Raw genomic sequence first — 17411 nt, 5'->3', positions numbered from 1 at the left:
CCGGGAGCCGGCTGGGGTACCCGCGCCGCGTGCGGGACAATGGGTCACTGTGCCCGTTCCTGACGCGCCGGTGACCGGCGCCCACCCTGACCTGCCGAAGTCGCCGGGCGGTTCGCGGCGACCGTCTCGGCTCGACCCGGCGATCGCCGGCCGCCTGCGGCGTACTCCCGACGGTCTGGTGGCCGCCGTGGTCCGCCAGCACGACAGCGGTGAGGTGCTGATGATGGCCTGGATGGACGACGAGGCGCTGCACCGCACGCTGACCACGGGGCGGGCCACCTACTGGTCGCGCAGCCGGCGTGAGTACTGGGTCAAGGGCGCCACCTCCGGCCACCACCAGTACGTCCGCTCGGTGGCACTCGACTGCGACGGCGACGCGGTGCTGGTGAGCGTCGACCAGGTCGGTGCCGCCTGCCACACCGGGCAGCGCACCTGCTTCTCCGACGAACTCCCGGTCACCGGCGAGGTGGCACCATGAGCGAGCGGAGCGAGCGAATCGTCAGGCTCAGCGCGGTGGTGCCTCATGGCGGCACGGAGCGAAGCGGAGTGCCGGCATGAGCGAGCGGAGCGAGCGAATCGTCAGGCTCAGCGCGGTGGTGCCTCATGGCGGCACGGAGCGAAGCGGAGTGCCGGCATGAGCGAGCGGAGCGATGGTCGGGTGAGCCCGGACGCGGCCACCTTCACCGAGCTGGCCGCCCGGTGGCGGGTGGTGCCGGTCACCCGCCGACTGCTCGCCGACGCGGAGACCCCGGTCGGCGTCTACCGCAAGCTCGCCGGTGGCCCGGGTACGTTCCTGCTGGAGTCCGCCGAGCAGGGCGTCGGCTCGTCCGGCCTGGCCTGGGCCCGGTACTCCTTCGTCGGGGTGCGCAGCAGCGCCACTCTTGTCGAGCGGGACGGTGCCGCAGCCTGGCTCGGCGTGCCGCCGGTCGGGTTGCCGACCACCGGGGATCCGGTCGAGGTGCTGCGTGCGACGGTGGCGGCGCTGGCCGGCCCGCCCGGCGCGCCGGGTGACGGGACGCCGCCGTTGACCGGCGGGATGGTCGGCTATCTCGGCTACGACCTGATCCGCCGCTTCGAGCGGTTGCCCGCGCTCACCGAGGACGACCTGCGCCTGCCCGAGCTGGGCATGATGCTCGCCACCGACCTGGTGGTGCTCGACCACTTCGACGGTTCGGCGATCCTGGTCGCCAACGCGATCCTGCCGCCGCTCGACGAGCCGGGCCGCGACGAGCGGGTCACCGCCGCCTACCACCACGCGGTGGGCCGGCTGGACGCGATGACCACCGCGCTGTCGCGGCCCATCCCGCCGATGGTCGCCACGGTCGCCCGACCGCCGGCCGGCGAGGTGCGCAGCCGTACCCCGGACGGCGGGTACCCGAAGGCGGTGGAGGCGGCGAAGGAGGCGATCCGGGCCGGTGAGTGCTTCCAGATCGTGCTCGCCCAGCGGTTCGAGCGGGAGACCGACGCCGACCCGCTGGACGTCTACCGGGTGCTGCGCACCACGAATCCCAGCCCTTACATGTACCTGCTGCGCTTCGACGACTTCGACATCGTCGGGTCGTCACCGGAGGCGCACCTGAAGGTGACCGGTGAGGTGGACGGCGAACGGCGGGCGCTGCTGCATCCGATCGCCGGCACCCGTCCGCGCGGCGCGACCCCGGAGGCCGACGCCCGGCTCGCCGCCGAGCTGCTCGCCGATCCCAAGGAGCGTGCCGAGCACGTGATGCTCGTCGACCTGGGACGCAACGATCTGGGCCGGGTGTGCCGTCCCGGCACCGTCGAGGTGCCGGAGTTCGCCACCATCGAGCGGTACAGCCACGTGATGCACATCGTCTCCACGGTGGTCGGCACGCTGCGGGCGGACCGCACCGCCTTCGACGCGCTCGCCGCGACCTTTCCGGCGGGCACGCTCTCCGGCGCCCCAAAGGTGCGCGCCATGGAGATCATCGAGGAGTTGGAACCGGTCCGCCGGGGCCTCTACGGCGGCACGGTCGGCTACTTCGGGTTCGCCGGCGATCTCGACATGGCCATCGCGATCCGGACCGCGCTGATCCGGGCGGGCCGGGCGTACGTGCAGGCCGGTGCCGGTGTGGTGGCCGACTCCGACCCGGCCGCCGAGGACCAGGAGACCCGGAACAAGGCCGCCGCGGTGCTGGCGGCCATCGCCGCCGCGGAAACCCTCCGGCCGGCCCGGTGAGCGCGAGGAACGTAGCGCAGCGGAGTCCCGCAGTCGCGAACGGAAGGTCTGCTCGGTGAGCGCGAGGAACGTAGCGCAGCGGAGTCCCGCAGTCGCGAGCGGAAGACTAGCCCGGTGAGCGCGACGGAGGAGACCGGGACCGGCGGCGCGCGGCCCGGCCGGCGCGAACTGGCGTACGCCGTGCTGCTCTGCCTGGCCGGCGCGGGGTTGGCGCTGTGGGCGGCGACCCGCACCTGGGTGGTCGACGTGGTCGGCCGCTCGGAGCCGATGCTGCTGGTGGAGGAGGGGCGCACCGGCGGGCAGTTGCTGCCGTGGCTGCCGGCGCTGGCCCTCGTCGGGCTGGCCGGTGGCGGTGCGGTGCTGGCCACCCGGGGCCGGCCGCGTCGGGTGCTCGGCGGGCTGCTGACCCTGCTCGGTCTGGCCGTCGCGGCCGGTGGAGGTTACGGGCTCGTCGGTGACCTGGGTGATCCGGTCACCTGGCAGTGGCCGGCGCTCACCCTGCTCGGCGGTCTCCTCGCCGCTGTCGGTGGTTCGTTGACCATGCTGCGTGGGCACCGCTGGCCGGCGATGGGGGCCCGCTACGAGCGTCGGACCCCTCGGCCGACCGGCACCAGCGGCCCGATCGGTGGCGCGGGCACCGTCGAGGCGTGGGAGGCCCTGGATCGCGGCGAGGATCCGACGGTCCGCTGACCGGCCGGAGGGTCGCTGGGCGGCCGGGGTGGCACTGTGCGCCTCGAGAGGTGCGGGTGCGGTCAGCCGACCGGCTGGCGGGAGCGGGCGCGGGCGCGGGCCGCGGTGAGTTCCGCGACGAGGCGGTCCAGTTCGGCCCGCTGGTCGGCTCGGGCCCGGTCGGCACAGATGGCCTCCCAGGCGTTGCCGGACGCGGTCCGCATCCGGTCCGGCCCGACCATTGCCCGCTCCAACGTGTGGACCACACCGACGGCGAGCGACGCGACGGTGCGCGAGATGGTGGTGAGTCCGATGGTCTGGTGCGGCGCGGAGGTACTCATGATCACCCCGGGGAGAGATCGTCGTGGCGGTGGGGCAGGCGCGTCATTGAGTGTGCCCGAGCCTGATGCTGCTCGGCCCGGGTTTCGTGGTGATGACCGCACCGTCAACTCTGCGGTAAGGGGCGTGACCGGCACAGGGACCTTGGTCCTTGAGCTTGGTCACAGCATCGACGTGACCGGATCCTTGGCCGCCGATCGAGCGCCGGAAGGCCCCCATATGGGCGAACGTCGATGACGTCGTTACTCATGGTGACGATCCGTGCGCGCAAGTCGGCCATTATGCCGCAGCCCGATTCGTGAGGAGCGCCATACCCCCGGCGGTCGGGTCCAGGTGGGGCCCCCTAGCATCGGCCCATGACACCCGGAGAGGGGAGTCCGTTGGTGACTGCTGAACATGCGCACGCGGAGGGGAACGAGGCCGGCCCGGCGGCGCCCGTCAGCGTGCTCGACGAGATCCTGGCCGGCGTCCGGGAGGACGTGGCCCGGCGGCAGGAACAGGTTCCGCTGGAGCGGATCCGTGAACTGGCCGCCGCCGCGCCACCGCCGCTTGACGCGTACGCGGCGCTGCGCAGGCCCGGCGTCGCCGTCATCGCCGAGGTGAAGCGCGCCTCGCCGTCCAAGGGCAAGCTGGCTGAGATCGCCGACCCGGCGGACCTGGCCGGCGAGTACGCGGCCGGTGGTGCCCGGGCGATCAGTGTGCTCACCGAGGGGCGCTGGTTCGGTGGGTCACTCGACGACCTGGCCGCCGTGCGGGCCGCGGTGAACATCCCGGTGCTGCGCAAGGACTTCGTGGTCTCCAGCTACCAGGTGCACGAGGCCCGCGCACACGGCGCCGACCTGGTGCTGCTCATCGTCGCCGCGCTCGAGCAGAACGTGCTGGTCGGCCTGCTGGAGCGGATCGAGTCGCTGGGCATGACCGCACTGGTCGAGGTGCACGACGAGGAGGAGGCCGACCGGGCCATGGAGGCCGGCGCCCAGGTCATCGGGGTCAACGCCCGTGACCTGCGTACCCTTCAGGTCGACCGGTCGGTGTTCGAGCGGATCGCGCCCGGCCTGCCGAGCCACGTCGTCAAGATCGCGGAGTCGGGCGTACGCGGCCCGCACGACCTGATCCGGTACGCCTCGGCCGGCGCCGACGCGGTGCTCGTCGGTGAGGGGCTGGTCACCCAGAAGAGTCCCCGGGAGGCGGTGGCCGAACTGGTCAACGCCGGCAACCACCCGGCGACCCCCCGCCCGGCGCGCTGAGCCGCGTCCGGCGACCCTTTGCGAGCGAGAGGACGCGCGATGAGTGCTGACGCCACGGACATCGAGGTGCCGGCGCAGTTCCCCGATGCCGCCGGCCATTTCGGCACGTTCGGCGGCCGGTTCGTGCCGGAGGCACTTGTCGCCGCACTCGACGAGCTGGCGTCGGCGCACCGGGCGGCGATGGCCGACGAGTCGTTCCGGACCGAGTTCGCCGAATTGTTGCGCGACTACGCCGGAACGCCCTCGCTGCTCTACGAGGCCCGCCGGTTCTCCGCCCGGGCCGGCGCCCGGGTGCTGCTCAAGCGGGAGGACCTCAACCACACCGGCGCGCACAAGGTGCGCAACGTGCTCGGTCAGGCGCTGTTGACCCGGCGGATGGGCAAGCGGCGGGTGATCGCCGAGACCGGTGCCGGCCAGCACGGCGTCGCCACCGCCACCGCCGCGGCCCTGTTCGACCTGGAATGCGTGGTCTACATGGGTCAGGTCGACACCGAGCGGCAGGCGCTGAACGTGGCCCGGATGCGGATGCTCGGCGCCACCGTCGTACCGGTGACGACCGGCTCGCGCACCCTCAAGGACGCGATGAACGAGGCGATGCGGGACTGGGTCGCCAACGTCGACGAGACCCACTACCTGATCGGCACCGCCGCCGGGCCGCACCCCTTCCCGGCGCTGGTCCGCGACTTCGTCCGGGGCATCGGCGAGGAGGCCCGGGCGCAGTGCCTGGACCTGACCGGTGCGCTACCCGACGCGGTGACCGCCTGTGTCGGTGGTGGCTCCAACGCGCTCGGCATCTTCCACGCCTTCACCGACGACCCGCAGGTGCGGCTGTACGGCTTCGAGGCCGGCGGCGCCGGGGTGGACACCGGCCGGCACGCGGCAAGCATCACCGGTGGTTCGACCGGCGTGCTGCACGGCACCCGGACCTTCGTGCTCCAGGACGCCGACGGGCAGACGCAGGAGTCGCACTCGATCTCCGCCGGTCTGGACTACCCGGGCGTGGGCCCGGAACACGCCTGGCTGCACGACACCGGCCGGGCCACCTACCAGCCGGTCACCGACGACGAGGCGATGGCCGCCTTCGAGCTGCTCTGCCGGACCGAGGGGATCATCCCCGCGATCGAGAGCGCGCACGCCCTGGCCGGCACCCTGGCCATCGCGCCGAAGCTCGCCGCTGAGCTGGGTCGGCAGCCCACCATCGTGGTCAACCTCTCCGGCCGGGGCGACAAGGACGTGCACACCGCCGGTGAGTACTTCGGCATCCTCGACAAGGAGTGAGGCCATGAGCGAGCGGACCAGCCGGATCGGGGTGGCGTTCGACAAGGCCCGGGCGGACGGCCGGGCCCTGCTGGTCGGCTGCATGCCGGCCGGATTTCCCACCGTCGAGGGCAGCATCGCCGCGATGAAGGCGATGGTCGCCGCGGGCGTCGACGTGATCGAGGTGGAGATCCCGTACTCCGACCCGGTGATGGACGGCCCGGTGATCCAGCGTGCCAGCGACATCGCCCTGGCCGGCGGGGTACGCACCCGGGACACCCTGCGCATCGTCGAGGCGGTGGCCGCCACCGGCGCCCCGGTGGTGACCATGACGTACTGGAACCCGATCGAACGGTACGGGGTGGACGCGTTCGCCCGGGACCTCGCCGCGGCCGGCGGCACCGGGCTGATCACGCCAGACCTGATTCCGGAGGAGGCCGGCGAGTGGCTGGCCGCCTCGGACGCGCACGGGCTGGACCGTACGTTCCTGGTCGCGCCGTCGTCGACCGACGAGCGGCTGGCGATGACCGCGGCGCACTGTCGGGGCTTCGTCTACGCCACCGCGATCATGGGCGTCACCGGTGCCCGGTCGCAGACCTCGCAGGCGGCGCCGGTGCTGGTGTCCCGGGTGCGGGAGGTCACCGACCTGCCGGTCGGCGTCGGCCTGGGCGTGGGCACCGGAGCGCAGGCCGCCACCGTCGCCGGGTACGCCGACGCGGTGATCGTCGGCAGCGCGCTCATCCGCTGCCTGCTAGACGCCCCCGACGAGGCGGCCGCGCTGACCGCCCTGCGCACCCTGAGCGCCGAACTGTCCGAAGGCGTCCACCACCCCATCCGCTGAGCCCTCGCCGCCACCCCTCGTCGTCGATCTCGCACTCTCTGTCGCTGTTATGTACGGAATGTCATCTTTGCGGCGACAGGAAGTGCAAGATCGCGAGGGTGGGGGTGGGTGGGGGCGCGGGAGACCGGGGTGACGGTACGGGGGTGCGCAGCGGTAGCGTGTGCACCCGTGAGTCTCGCCTCGCCGACGTCCCTGGCCGCCATCCCGAGTCCGAGCAACGCCGTGTGGCAGCTCGGCCCGATTCCCATCCGGGCGTACGCGCTGTGCATCATCGCCGGCATCGTGGTGGCCTGCTGGGTCACCGAGCGGCGGCTGCGCCAGCGCGGCGCGGCCCCGGGCGCGGTGCTCGACATCGCCGTCTGGGCGGTGCCGGCGGGCATCATCGGCGCCCGGATCTACCACGTGATCACCTCACCCGCGCAGTACTTCGGCACCGGCGGGGACCCGATCAGGGTGCTCTACATCCACGAGGGCGGCCTGGGCATCTGGGGTGCGGTCGCCGGTGGCGCGGTCGGCGCCTGGATCGCCGCCCGGCAACTGGGCATCCCGCTGACCGCGGTCGCCGACGCGCTGGCACCGGGGTTGCCGCTGGCCCAGGCGATCGGCCGGCTGGGCAACTGGTTCAACAACGAGCTCTACGGCGGGCGGACCGACCTGCCCTGGGGGCTGGAGATCCACCGGATGGACGGCGGGCAGGCACTGCGCGACGAGGCCGGCCAGCCGATCCTGGAGGAGGGGCTCTACCACCCGACCTTCGCCTACGAGCTGCTGTGGAACGTCGGCGTCGCCGCGATGGTCTATCTCGTCGACCGTAAGCTGCGGCTCGGCCGTGGTCGCGCCTTCGCCCTCTACGTGATGGGCTACACCGCCGGCCGGTTCTGGATCGAGATGATGCGTACCGACGAGGCCAACACGATCCTCGGCGTACGGATCAACGTCTGGACCGCGGCGCTGGTCTTCCTCGGCGCCCTCGTCTACTTCCTGCGGGTGCGCGGGCCACGGGAGTACCTGATCCCGGTGGGTCTGCCGAGTGTCGCCACCACCGGGCCGGCCACCTCCGACGTCTCGCAGGTGGACCTGTCGGCCAAGGGTGCCACCACCGAGCCGGCCGCACCCGAGGGTTACCGCGTGGTCGACGAGGAGCAGTTCACGCACTGGCGCCGGACCGGCGAGGCGCCACCCGACGCGGGCGCTCAGCCCGATCCGGGCCGGTTGGACGACGAGGCGACCACGGCACCCCGGCCGTTGGCTGAGCAGCCCGAAGGGTCGGCTGGCGGGTCCGCCGAGCCGGCTGGTGCGGGCGACGGGTCGGCCGGTGGGCGTGACGGGTCGGCCGACGACGGCACGCCGCGTCGGCGTCGGGCGCACCGGCCGAGGGCACGGCGGCGAATCCGCCGCGCGGCCCGCCGAGCGCGACAGCTGAGGTCAGGGGGACGCCATGCGGACCGCGGTGGTGGTCGGCGGCGGGCTGGGGGCCTGGCGGTCTCCGGTGCGCTCGCCCGCTCGGGCTGGCAGGTCACGCTCCTGGAGCGGGCTGACCGGATCCGCCCGGAGCCGGCCGCCGTGGTGCTCTGGCCCAACGGGGTCCGGGCGCTGCGCACCCTCGGGCTCGGTGCCGGCCTGGACGCCATCGCCACCGTCCTGTCCGACGGCGGGGTACGCCGCCCGGACGGGCACTGGCTGGTGCAACCACGACCGACGCCGGCCGAACGCCTGCCGGTGGTGGTGCACCGGGAGGACCTGCAGACGCGCTGATCGCGGGCCTCGGCGAGCGGGTCGAGCTGCGTACCGGGGTGGCGGTGCGGACGGTGCGCGCCGCCGCCGGTGAGCGGCCCGCCGTCGGCGACGGCCGGCACACGTACGAAGCGGACCTGGTCATCGCCGCCGACGGCACGGACAGCGTGATCCGTCGCCAGCTCGCCCCCGGCTCGGGGGTGGTCAGCTCCGGCTGCGCCGCCTGGCGGGCGGTGATCCCTTGGTACCGCGCGCCGAGCCTGGCCGACGCGGTGGGCGGTGAGATCCTCGGTGCCGGTTACCGTTTCGTCTCCGCCTCGCTGGGCGAGCGCGGCTCCTCCGGCGCCTCCAGCCGTGGCGGCATCTACTGGATGGCCACCGCGGCGGGTGCCGCCCGACCCGAACCGCCCGAGACGCAGTTGGCGCTGCTGCGCCGCTGGTACGCCGGTTGGCCTGCGCCGGTCGACGAACTGCTGGCCGCGACCGACCCGGCCGACCTGGTGCAGCGGGAGATCCGGGAGCTGCGTCCGCTGCCCCGGGCGTTCGGCTTCCCGGCCGGCCCGGGCGGGGTGGTGCTGCTCGGCGATGCCGCGCACGCCATGCCGCCGCACCTCGGGCAGGGTGCCTGCCTGGCCTTTGAGGACGCCGCGACGCTCGCCGCGCTGCTACGCGAGTCGACCCTGCCCGACGCGGTGATGGCGTAGACCGGGCCCGGCGGCCCCGCGCGGCGGCCGTGGTCCGGCAGACCCGCCGGATGTCCGCCGTGCTGCGCACCCGGGGCCGGCTGGCCCTACGCGCCCGCGACGCCGCCCTGGGCACCATCACTCCCCGCCTACTCGGCACCGCCGCCACCATCGCCGCCCAATGGCGCCCCCCACCCACCTGACCTCACCCACCCCCACCTACCCGTGTTGATCAAGAAGTTTTCGTCACCGGGAGCGCGGATCCCGACCAGAACTTCTTGATCAACCGGTTGGACGGTGGTGGGGTGGGGTGTCAGGGGTGTAGGGGGGTGGGGGAGGCGATGCAGGCGGTGCCGATGCGGCGGAAGCCGACCCGCACGTAGACGCGGGCGATCTCCTCGCTGCCGGCGGAGAGGAACACCAGGTCGGTGCCGGAGTCCAGCAGGGCGCGGGCCAGGGTGGCGGTGACCGCCGCGCCGAGCCCTCGCCGGCGGGCGCTGGGCAGGGTGGCCACGCCGGCGATCTCGGCGACGTCGCCGACCCGCATGGCCATCCCGCTGGCCAGCGGGCCCTCCGTCGCGGTGCCGGCCAACGCGGACAGCCGGCTGCCGTCGGCGACGCGGGAGCGTTCCTCGTCGACCGCCGCCGCGTCCAGCCCGATCATGGCGGCGTCGCGCTCGGCCGGGCCGGCCTCGCCCTGGCGGTGCCGGGAGCGGCGAACCGACGGCCGCCACGGCGTCGGGCGGCCACCGCCGACTCGAAGTCCGCATCCGCCGGGTCGAGCAACCGCACCGGCTCGCCCAGCCCCGCCGGATCCGGCAGGGTTGCCGGGTCGAGCACCATCAGCGGCGCTTCGAGGACGCCCAGGCCGGCCGAGCGGGCCACCGCGAGCAACTCCGGGTTGAGGTCGTGCACCCACTCCAGGGCCTCGGGCAGGCCGAGTTCGCGCTGGCGTGCCCGCACCGCGGCCACGTCGGCGAGGGTCGGCGACCCGGTGCCGTCCGGCCGCGGCCGGGCGTAGAACGGCCATCCCGGGCCTTCCCGGACGAACAGCACCAGACTGCCGTGATCTTCCACACGGGCCGCGTCCCGGGGCACCGCGTCGTAGAACCGTTCCAACCGGTCGAGGAGGTCGGTACGCTCGGAATCCACGGCGCGAGACTACATGTCCCAGAGTCTGGACGGTGTGATCAATCTGCACTGGCCTTGCGTGCCGGGCCCTAACGTAGACTCAATAGTCCGATACAGGGCCGACGTCGTCCCGACCATGATCCAGCCTGAGCGACGACAGGAGGCCCGGTGGCCCTTGCGTACCCACACCGCCCCCAGCCGGCGCCGCGAGAGGGCCAGGTAGCGTCCCCTGCCGGCCTGCACGACCCCGCGTACGAGCATGACGCGTGCGGCGTGGCGTTCGTGGCGGATCTGCACGGCCGACGCTCGCACACGGTGGTCGCCAACGGCCTCGGCGCGCTGTGCCGGCTGGACCACCGTGGCGCCCGGGGCGCCGAACCGAACACCGGTGACGGTGCCGGCATCATGATCCAGGTGCCGGACGCGTTCCTGCGTGCGGTGGTCGAGTTTCCGCTGCCCCCGGCCGGCGAGTACGCCACCGGTCTGGTCTTCCTGACCGACGACGACGCCGCCGAGGCCCGTGCCCGGCAGGTGGTCGAGAAGTACGCCCTGGTCGAGGGCGCGGAGGTGCTCGGCTGGCGGGACGTGCCGGTCGACCCGAGCGACCTCGGTGAGACGGCGCTGGCGGCGATGCCCCGCGTCCGACAGGTCTTCCTCGCCGCGAAGCGGCTCACCGACACCCCCGCCGGTCCGGCTGGTGCGGCGTTGCGCGGCCTCGAGCTGGAGCGGGTCGCCTTCTGCGTCCGCAAGCAGGCCGAACGCGAGTCGGCCGAGCGGGGGGTGCCGGCGTACTTCCCGTCGCTGTCCGGCCGGACGATGGTCTACAAGGGGATGCTCACCCCGGACCAGCTGCCCGCGTTCTATCCGGACCTCACCGACGAGCGGGTGGCCAGCGCCATCGCCCTGGTGCACTCCCGGTTCTCCACGAACACCTTCCCGTCCTGGCCGCTGGCGCACCCGTACCGTTTCATCGCGCACAACGGTGAGATCAACACCATCCGGGGCAACCGGAACTGGATGCAGGCCCGCGAGGCGTTGCTGCGTACGCCCGACCTGCCGGGCAACATCCGGCGGGTCTTCCCGGTCTGCACCCCGGCCGCCTCCGACTCGGCAAACTTCGACGAGGTCCTCGAACTGCTGCACCTGGCCGGGCGCAGCCTGCCGCACGCGGTGCTGATGATGATCCCGGAGGCGTGGGAGAACGATCCGGACATGCGCGCCGACAAGCGCGCCTTCTACCGGTTCCACGCCAGCCTGATGGAGCCGTGGGACGGGCCGGCCTCGGTCGCCTTCACCGACGGCGAGATCGTCGGCGCGGTGCTCGACCGCAACGGTCTGCGTCCGGGCCGCTGGTGGCAGACGTCCGACGGCCTGGTGGTGCTGGGCAGCGAGGCGGGCGTCCTCGACCTCGACCCGGCCACCGTGGTGGCCAAGGGTCGGCTCCAGCCGGGCAGGATGTTCCTGGTCGACACCGTCGCCGGCCGGATCGTGCACGACGACGAGATCAAGACCGAGCTGGCCGCCGCCGAGCCGTACGCCGACTGGCTGCACGCCGGGCTGATCGAGCTGGACGACCTGCCGGCGCGGGAGCACGTCGTCTACACCCACGACTCGGTCCGCCGCCGCCAGCAGACCTTCGGCTACACCGAGGAGGAGCTGAAGATCCTGCTCGCGCCGATGGCGCGGACCGGCGCGGAACCGATCGGCTCGATGGGCACCGACACCCCGATCTCCCCGCTGTCCACCCGGCCACGGCTGCTCTACGACTACTTCCACCAGTTGTTCGCCCAGGTGACCAACCCTCCGCTGGACGCCATCCGGGAGGAACTGGTGACCAGCCTGGCCACCACCATCGGCCCGGAGGGCAACCTGCTCGATCCCGGCCCGGCGAGCTGCCGGCAGATCGTGCTGCCCTACCCGGTGATCGACAACGACGAGCTGGCGAAGATCCTCTGCATCGACGAGGACGGTGACCTGCCCGGCTTCAAGGCGGTACGGGTCTCCGGGCTCTACCGCATCCGCGACGGTGGCGCCGGGATCCGAGCCCGGCTGACCGAGATCTGCCGGCACGTCTCCGAGGCGATCGAGGACGGCGTACGGATCCTGGTGCTCTCCGACCGGGACTCCAACGCCGACCTGGCCCCGATCCCGTCGCTGCTGCTCACCGCGGCGGTGCACCAGCACCTGGTGCGGGAGCAGACCCGGACCCAGGTCGCGCTGATCGTCGAGTCGGGCGACTGCCGCGAGGTGCACCACGCGGCGGTGCTGATCGGCTACGGGGCGGCGGCGGTCAACCCGTACCTGGCCTTCGAGTCGGTGGAGGACATGATCTCCACGGGCGCGCTGGCCGGGGTCGAGCCGCGGGCCGCGATCCGCAACTACGTCAAGGCGCTCGGCAAGGGCGTCCTGAAGATCATGTCCAAGATGGGCATCTCGACCGTGTCGTCGTACTGCGGGGCGCAGGTCTTCGAGGCGGTCGGGTTGGACACCCGACTGGTCGAGCGGTATTTCCGGGGTACGCCGAGCACGATCAGCGGCGTCGGCCTCGACGGCATCCACACCGAGGTGGCCGCCCGGCACGCGCTGGCCTGGCCGGCGCCCGGCGCCGAGTCGGTCGACCTGCTGCCGGTGGGCGGCGAGTACCAGTGGCGCCGCGAGGGTGAACTGCACCTGTTCAACCCGGAGACGGTCTTCCTGCTCCAGCACGCCACCCGCAGCCGGCAGTACGACGTCTTCCGCCAGTACACCGCCAAGGTCGACGAGCTGGCCGCGCGGGCGGGTTCGTTGCGTGGGCTGTTCCGGCTGCGCGACGGGGTGCTGCCGCCGGTGCCGATCGAGGAGGTGGAGCCGGCCAGCGAGATCGTCAAGCGGTTCGCCACCGGCGCCATGTCGTACGGGTCGATCTCGGCCGAGTCGCACGAGACCCTCGCCGTCGCGATGAACCGGCTCGGCGGCAAGTCCAACACCGGCGAGGGCGGGGAGGACGTCGAGCGACTGCACGACCCGGCCCGCCGCTCCGCCGTGAAGCAGATCGCCAGCGGCCGGTTCGGTGTCACCAGCGAATATCTGGTCAACGCCGACGACCTCCAGATCAAGATGGCGCAGGGGGCCAAGCCCGGCGAGGGTGGACAGCTGCCCGGCAACAAGGTCTGGCCGTGGATCGCCCGTACCCGGCACGCCACCCCCGGCGTCGGCCTGATCTCGCCGCCGCCGCACCACGACATCTACTCCATCGAGGACCTCGCCCAGCTGGTGCACGACCTCAAGTGCGTCAACCCGGCCGCCCGGGTACACGTCAAGCTGGTCAGCGAGGTCGGTGTCGGCACCGTCGCCGCCGGGGTGGCCAAGCTCAAGGCCGACGTCATCCTGATCTCCGGCCACGACGGCGGCACCGGCGCGTCTCCGCTGAACTCGCTCAAGCACGCCGGCACCCCCTGGGAGCTGGGCCTGGCCGAGGCGCAGCAGACGTTGCTGCTGAACAAGCTGCGGGACCGGGTCACCGTGCAGGTCGACGGGCAGCTCAAGACCGGCCGGGACGTGATCGTCGCGGCGCTGCTCGGCGCCGAGGAATTCGGCTTCGCCACCGCCCCGCTGATCGTCTCCGGCTGCATCATGATGCGCGTCTGCCACCTGGACACCTGCCCGGTCGGCATCGCCACCCAGAACCCGGTGTTGCGCGAGCGCTACACCGGCAAGCCCGAGTTCGTGGAGAACTTCTTCCTGTTCCTCGCCGAGGAGATCCGCGGCTACCTGGCCGAGCTGGGGCTGCGCAGCATCGACGAGGCGATCGGGCGTACCGAGCTGCTCGACGTGGTGCCGGCGGTGGAGCACTGGAAGGCCGGTGGGCTCGACCTCGGTCGGGTGCTGCACCTGCCGGAGCTGCCCGAGGGCGCGGCCCGACGCGGCGTACGCGCCCAGGACCACGGCCTCGAGCTGGCGCTGGACAACGAGCTGATCGCCCTCGCCGAGCCGGCGCTGCGCGCCGTCGGTCCCGACGAGTCGGTGCCGTTGGTGCGCGCCGAGGTGGCGATCCGCAACGAGCACCGCAGCGTCGGCGCGATGCTCGGCGGTGAGGTCACCCGCCGCCACGGTGGTGCCGGCCTGCCCGCCGACACCATCGAGTTCACCCTGCGCGGCACCGCCGGGCAGTCCTTCGGCGCGTTCCTGCCGCGCGGGGTGACCCTGCGCCTGCACGGCGACGCCAACGACTACGTCGGCAAGGGACTCTCCGGGGGCCGGCTGGTCGTCCGGCCGGACGCGGCGGCACCGTTCGTGGCCGCCGACGCCGAGGCGGGCGACCGGGCCGAGGACCAGATCATCGCCGGCAACACCATCCTGTACGGCGCCACCGCCGGTGAGGTGTTCCTGCGGGGCCGGGTGGGGGAGCGGTTCGCGGTCCGCAACTCGGGCGCGGTGACCGTCGTCGAGGGTGTCGGCGACCACGGCTGCGAGTACATGACCGGTGGCACCGTGGTGGTGCTCGGTCCGACCGGCCGTAACTTCGCCGCCGGCATGTCCGGCGGTACGGCGTTCGTCTGGAACCTCGACCGCCGCCGGGTCAACACCGAGCTGGTCGACCTGTCCGCGCCGAGCGAGGCGGAACGGACCCACCTGCACGAGCTGGTGCAGCGGCACTTCGCCGAGACCGACTCGGCGATCGCCGAACAGCTGCTCAAGCGTTGGCCGGAGGCGGTGGAGGAGTTCACCGCCGTGGTTCCCCGGGACTACCGCCGGGTGATGGAGATCATGCGGGCCGCCGAAGCCGCCGGCCAGGACGTCGACGACGCGGTGATGAGCGCACTGGCGGCACCGGCGCCGCCGGCCGCCGCCTCCTCCGCGCCGGTAGCCCCGCCCCGCGGGCGGTCGCCCAGGAGGTGGCTCGTGCCTGACCCGAACGGTTTCCTGCGCTACGGCCGGCGGTTGCCGGCCCGCCGGCCGGTGCCGGTGCGCATCAGCGACTGGCGGGAGGTCTACCCGCCGGCCGGTGAGGGACTGATCCGCGAGCAGGCCACCCGCTGCATGGACTGCGGCATCCCGTTCTGTCACGACGGCTGCCCGTTGGGCAACCGCATCCCGGACTGGAACGACCTGGTCCGCACCGGTAACTGGGACGCCGCCGTGGAGTCGCTGCACGCCACGAACAACTTTCCCGAGTTCACCGGTCGACTCTGCCCGGCGCCCTGCGAGGCCGCGTGTGTGCTCGGCATCGCCGGTGGCGAGCCGGTCACCATCAAGCAGGTCGAGGTGGAGATCGCCGACGCGGCCGCGGCCCGGGGACTGCCCCCGCGGCCGGCGCCGGCACCCTCCGGCCGGTCGGTCGCCGTGGTCGGCTCCGGGCCGGCCGGGCTCGCCGCCGCCCAGCAACTGGCCCGCGCGGGTCACGCCGTGACCGTGTACGAGCGCGACGACGCGATCGGTGGCCTGCTGCGGTACGGCATCCCCGACTTCAAGCTGGAGAAGCGGCACATCGACGCCCGACTGGCGCAGCTACGCGCCGAGGGGGTCGAGTTCCGGGCCGGGGTGAACGTCGGCGTCGACGTCACCGCCGAGCAGCTGCGTGCCCAGCACGACGCGGTGCTGCTGGCCTGCGGCGCGTTGCAGGGCCGGGACACCGACACACCGGGCCGGCAGCTGCGCGGCGTACGCAGGCGATGGCGCACCTGGTGGCGGCCAACCGGGTGGTCGCGGCGGCCGGTGAGGGCCGGCCCGCGCTGGCCACCCTGGCGGACGGTACGCCGATCGACGCGGCCGGCAAGCACGTGGTCATCATCGGCGGTGGCGACACCGCGGCGGACTGCCTGGGCGTGGCGCACCGGCAGGGCGCGGCCGGCGTGCACCAGCTCGACCTGTACCCGCAGCCGCCGCGCGCCCGGGACGAGGGTCGCGACCCGTGGCCGACGTGGCCGTGGATCCTGCGCGAGTACCCGGCCCACGAGGAGGGCGGCGAGCGGGTCTACGCGGTGGCGGTGCAGGAGTTCGTCGACGACGGCACCGGAGCGGTGCGGGCGGTGCGGATCGCCGAGGTGAGCGTGGAGAAGCGCGACGGCCGGCGGATCGTCACGGTGGTGCCGGGCACCGAGCGGGAACTCCCCGCCGACCTGGTGCTGCTGGCGATCGGCTTCGAGGGCACCGAGGAACAGCCGTTGCTGGCGCAGCTCGGGGTGGCCCGTAACGCGCGGGGCGCGGTCGACTCCCGTTCGGACTGGCAGACCGAGGCCGACGGCGTCTTCGTCGCCGGTGACATGCACCGGGGAGCGTCGCTCATCGTCTGGGCGATCGCCGAGGGGCGGGCCGCCGCGGCGGCGATCCACACCTACCTCGACGGCGTCGGCGTCCTGCCGGCCCCGGTCCACCCGGCCAGCCGACCCCTGGCGGCGCACTGACCGCCACCCGACGGCCTGGACGAGGCCGCGTCCACGCGGAACGACCGCGCGGACGCGGCCTCTCCTTAACGGCTATTCACTTTATCCAGATGTTTCGATAGCATTACCGACCAGTAACAACCCTTGGCCACGCGCGCGGTTCTCGGGCTCCACCACCACCCCCGTGGAGGTCCGTCATGCCCCACCGTCCGTTGGCCCGTGCCCTGACCGCGCTGGTCGCCCTCCTCACCGCCGCCGTCGGCGCGCTGGCCGTCCCCGGCGTCGCCCAGGCCGCCGCCCCGATCCACTACGTCGCCCTCGGCGACTCGTACTCCTCCGGCGTCGGCGCCGGACCGTACGACCTGTCCACCTGCCTGCGCAGCCAGAAGTCGTACGCCCCGCTGTGGGCCGCCGCCAACAACGTGGCCAGCTTCCGCTTCCCCGCCTGCGGCGGAGCGAAGACCGCCGACGTGCTCGACGACCAACTGGGCGCGCTGTCCGCCACCACCACCATGGTCACCATCACCATCGGCGGCAACGACGCCGGCTTCGCCGACGTGATGACCGACTGCCGATTCGGCAGCACCTCCACCTGCACCAACGCGGTGAACGCCGCGAAGGCGTTCGCCACCGGCACCCTGCCGGCCCGGCTGGACAGCACCTACGCCGCCATCCGGGAACGGGCCCCCAACGCCCGACTGATCGTGCTCGGCTATCCCCGGCTGTTCGAGACCCGCTACTGCGGACTGCTGGCCATGAGCACCTACAAGCGCACCATCCTCAACGAGGCCGCCGACGTCCTCGCCACCGTGACCGCCGACCGGGCCGCCGCGGCCGGCGCCACCTTCGCCGACACCCGACCCACCTTCGCCGGCCACGGCGTCTGCGGCGCCCAGCCGTGGATCCGGGACGTCACCGGGGTCATCGAGGCGTACCACCCGAACGCCGACG

At 73.1% G+C, this 17411-nt stretch carries 8 protein-coding genes and 5 pseudogenes; 11 read left to right on the top strand and 2 right to left on the bottom strand.

Annotated elements, in window-relative coordinates; genetic code table 11:
- Positions 1–49: 49 nt before the first annotated feature.
- The 3 genes from hisI (at position 50) to ENC19_RS22845 (ending at position 2887) form a co-directional block, all read left to right on the top strand.
- Positions 50–478, top strand: a complete 429-nt coding sequence (gene hisI / locus ENC19_RS30575; protein WP_281604488.1) for a phosphoribosyl-AMP cyclohydrolase — start codon at positions 50–52, stop codon at positions 476–478.
- A 156-nt stretch (positions 479–634) separates the two neighbouring features.
- Positions 635–2197, top strand: coding sequence for an anthranilate synthase component I (locus ENC19_RS22850; RefSeq protein WP_164449157.1), 1563 nt, complete (start codon positions 635–637; stop codon positions 2195–2197).
- Positions 2198–2311: 114 nt separating this feature from the next.
- Complete coding sequence (locus tag ENC19_RS22845; protein ID WP_164449156.1) at positions 2312–2887, top strand: Trp biosynthesis-associated membrane protein; 576 nt, start codon at positions 2312–2314, stop codon at positions 2885–2887.
- A 62-nt stretch (positions 2888–2949) separates the two neighbouring features.
- Here the strand turns inward: ENC19_RS22845 and ENC19_RS22840 are convergent, their stop codons facing one another.
- Positions 2950–3207, bottom strand: coding sequence for a hypothetical protein (locus tag ENC19_RS22840; RefSeq protein WP_164449155.1), 258 nt, complete (start codon positions 3205–3207; stop codon positions 2950–2952).
- Positions 3208–3648: 441 nt separating this feature from the next.
- Here ENC19_RS22840 and trpC point away from each other — a divergent pair, with 441 nt between their 5' ends.
- From trpC to ENC19_RS22815, 5 genes and pseudogenes are all read left to right on the top strand, one after another.
- Entirely contained in the window at positions 3649–4452 is an 804-nt protein-coding gene (trpC, locus tag ENC19_RS22835; RefSeq protein WP_210830529.1) for an indole-3-glycerol phosphate synthase TrpC, read from the top strand.
- A gap of 39 nt (positions 4453–4491) precedes the next feature.
- On the top strand, positions 4492–5730 hold the full coding sequence (gene trpB, locus ENC19_RS22830) for a tryptophan synthase subunit beta (RefSeq protein WP_164449153.1): 1239 nt from the start codon (positions 4492–4494) through the stop codon (positions 5728–5730).
- Between the two features lie 4 nt (positions 5731–5734).
- Positions 5735–6550 (top strand): tryptophan synthase subunit alpha, encoded by an 816-nt coding sequence (gene trpA, locus ENC19_RS22825; protein WP_164449152.1) that lies wholly within the window; start codon positions 5735–5737, stop codon positions 6548–6550.
- Between the two features lie 168 nt (positions 6551–6718).
- Positions 6719–7921: pseudogene (lgt, locus tag ENC19_RS22820) on the top strand (prolipoprotein diacylglyceryl transferase); the annotation flags it as partial.
- Positions 7922–7988: 67 nt separating this feature from the next.
- Positions 7989–9170, top strand: a pseudogene (locus tag ENC19_RS22815) (FAD-dependent oxidoreductase).
- A gap of 110 nt (positions 9171–9280) precedes the next feature.
- Here the strand turns inward: ENC19_RS22815 and ENC19_RS22810 are convergent.
- Positions 9281–10119: pseudogene (locus ENC19_RS22810) on the bottom strand (GNAT family N-acetyltransferase).
- A 147-nt stretch (positions 10120–10266) separates the two neighbouring features.
- On the opposite strand from ENC19_RS22810, the pseudogene gltB reads away from it, so the two are divergent.
- The 3 genes and pseudogenes from gltB to ENC19_RS22795 all read left to right on the top strand — a co-directional run.
- Positions 10267–14987 (top strand): annotated as a pseudogene (gene gltB, locus ENC19_RS22805) (glutamate synthase large subunit).
- Positions 14980–16481, top strand: a pseudogene (locus ENC19_RS22800) (glutamate synthase subunit beta). The pseudogenes gltB and ENC19_RS22800 overlap by 8 nt, the downstream one beginning before the upstream one ends.
- 176 nt (positions 16482–16657) lie before the next feature.
- Positions 16658–17411 (top strand): SGNH/GDSL hydrolase family protein (locus ENC19_RS22795; RefSeq protein WP_164449151.1); only part of this gene is annotated, 754 nt, incomplete at its 3' end.

Source organism: Verrucosispora sioxanthis (assembly GCF_010560025.1).
GTDB lineage: Bacteria > Actinomycetota > Actinomycetes > Mycobacteriales > Micromonosporaceae > Micromonospora > Micromonospora palythoicola.
Note: the sequence above shows the minus strand (reverse complement) of the source record. Positions and strands in the feature narration are given on the sequence as shown.

Bases quoted from the DNA above. Each gene is read 5' to 3' on its own strand.
- ENC19_RS22850 (WP_164449157.1), top strand. From the start codon at position 635: ATGAGCGAGCGGAGCGATGGTCGGGTGAGCCCGGACGCGGCCACCTTC.
- ENC19_RS22840 (WP_164449155.1), bottom strand. From the start codon at position 3,207: ATGAGTACCTCCGCGCCGCACCAGACCATCGGACTCACCACCATCTCG.
- trpB (WP_164449153.1), top strand. From the start codon at position 4,492: ATGAGTGCTGACGCCACGGACATCGAGGTGCCGGCGCAGTTCCCCGAT.
- trpA (WP_164449152.1), top strand. From the start codon at position 5,735: ATGAGCGAGCGGACCAGCCGGATCGGGGTGGCGTTCGACAAGGCCCGG.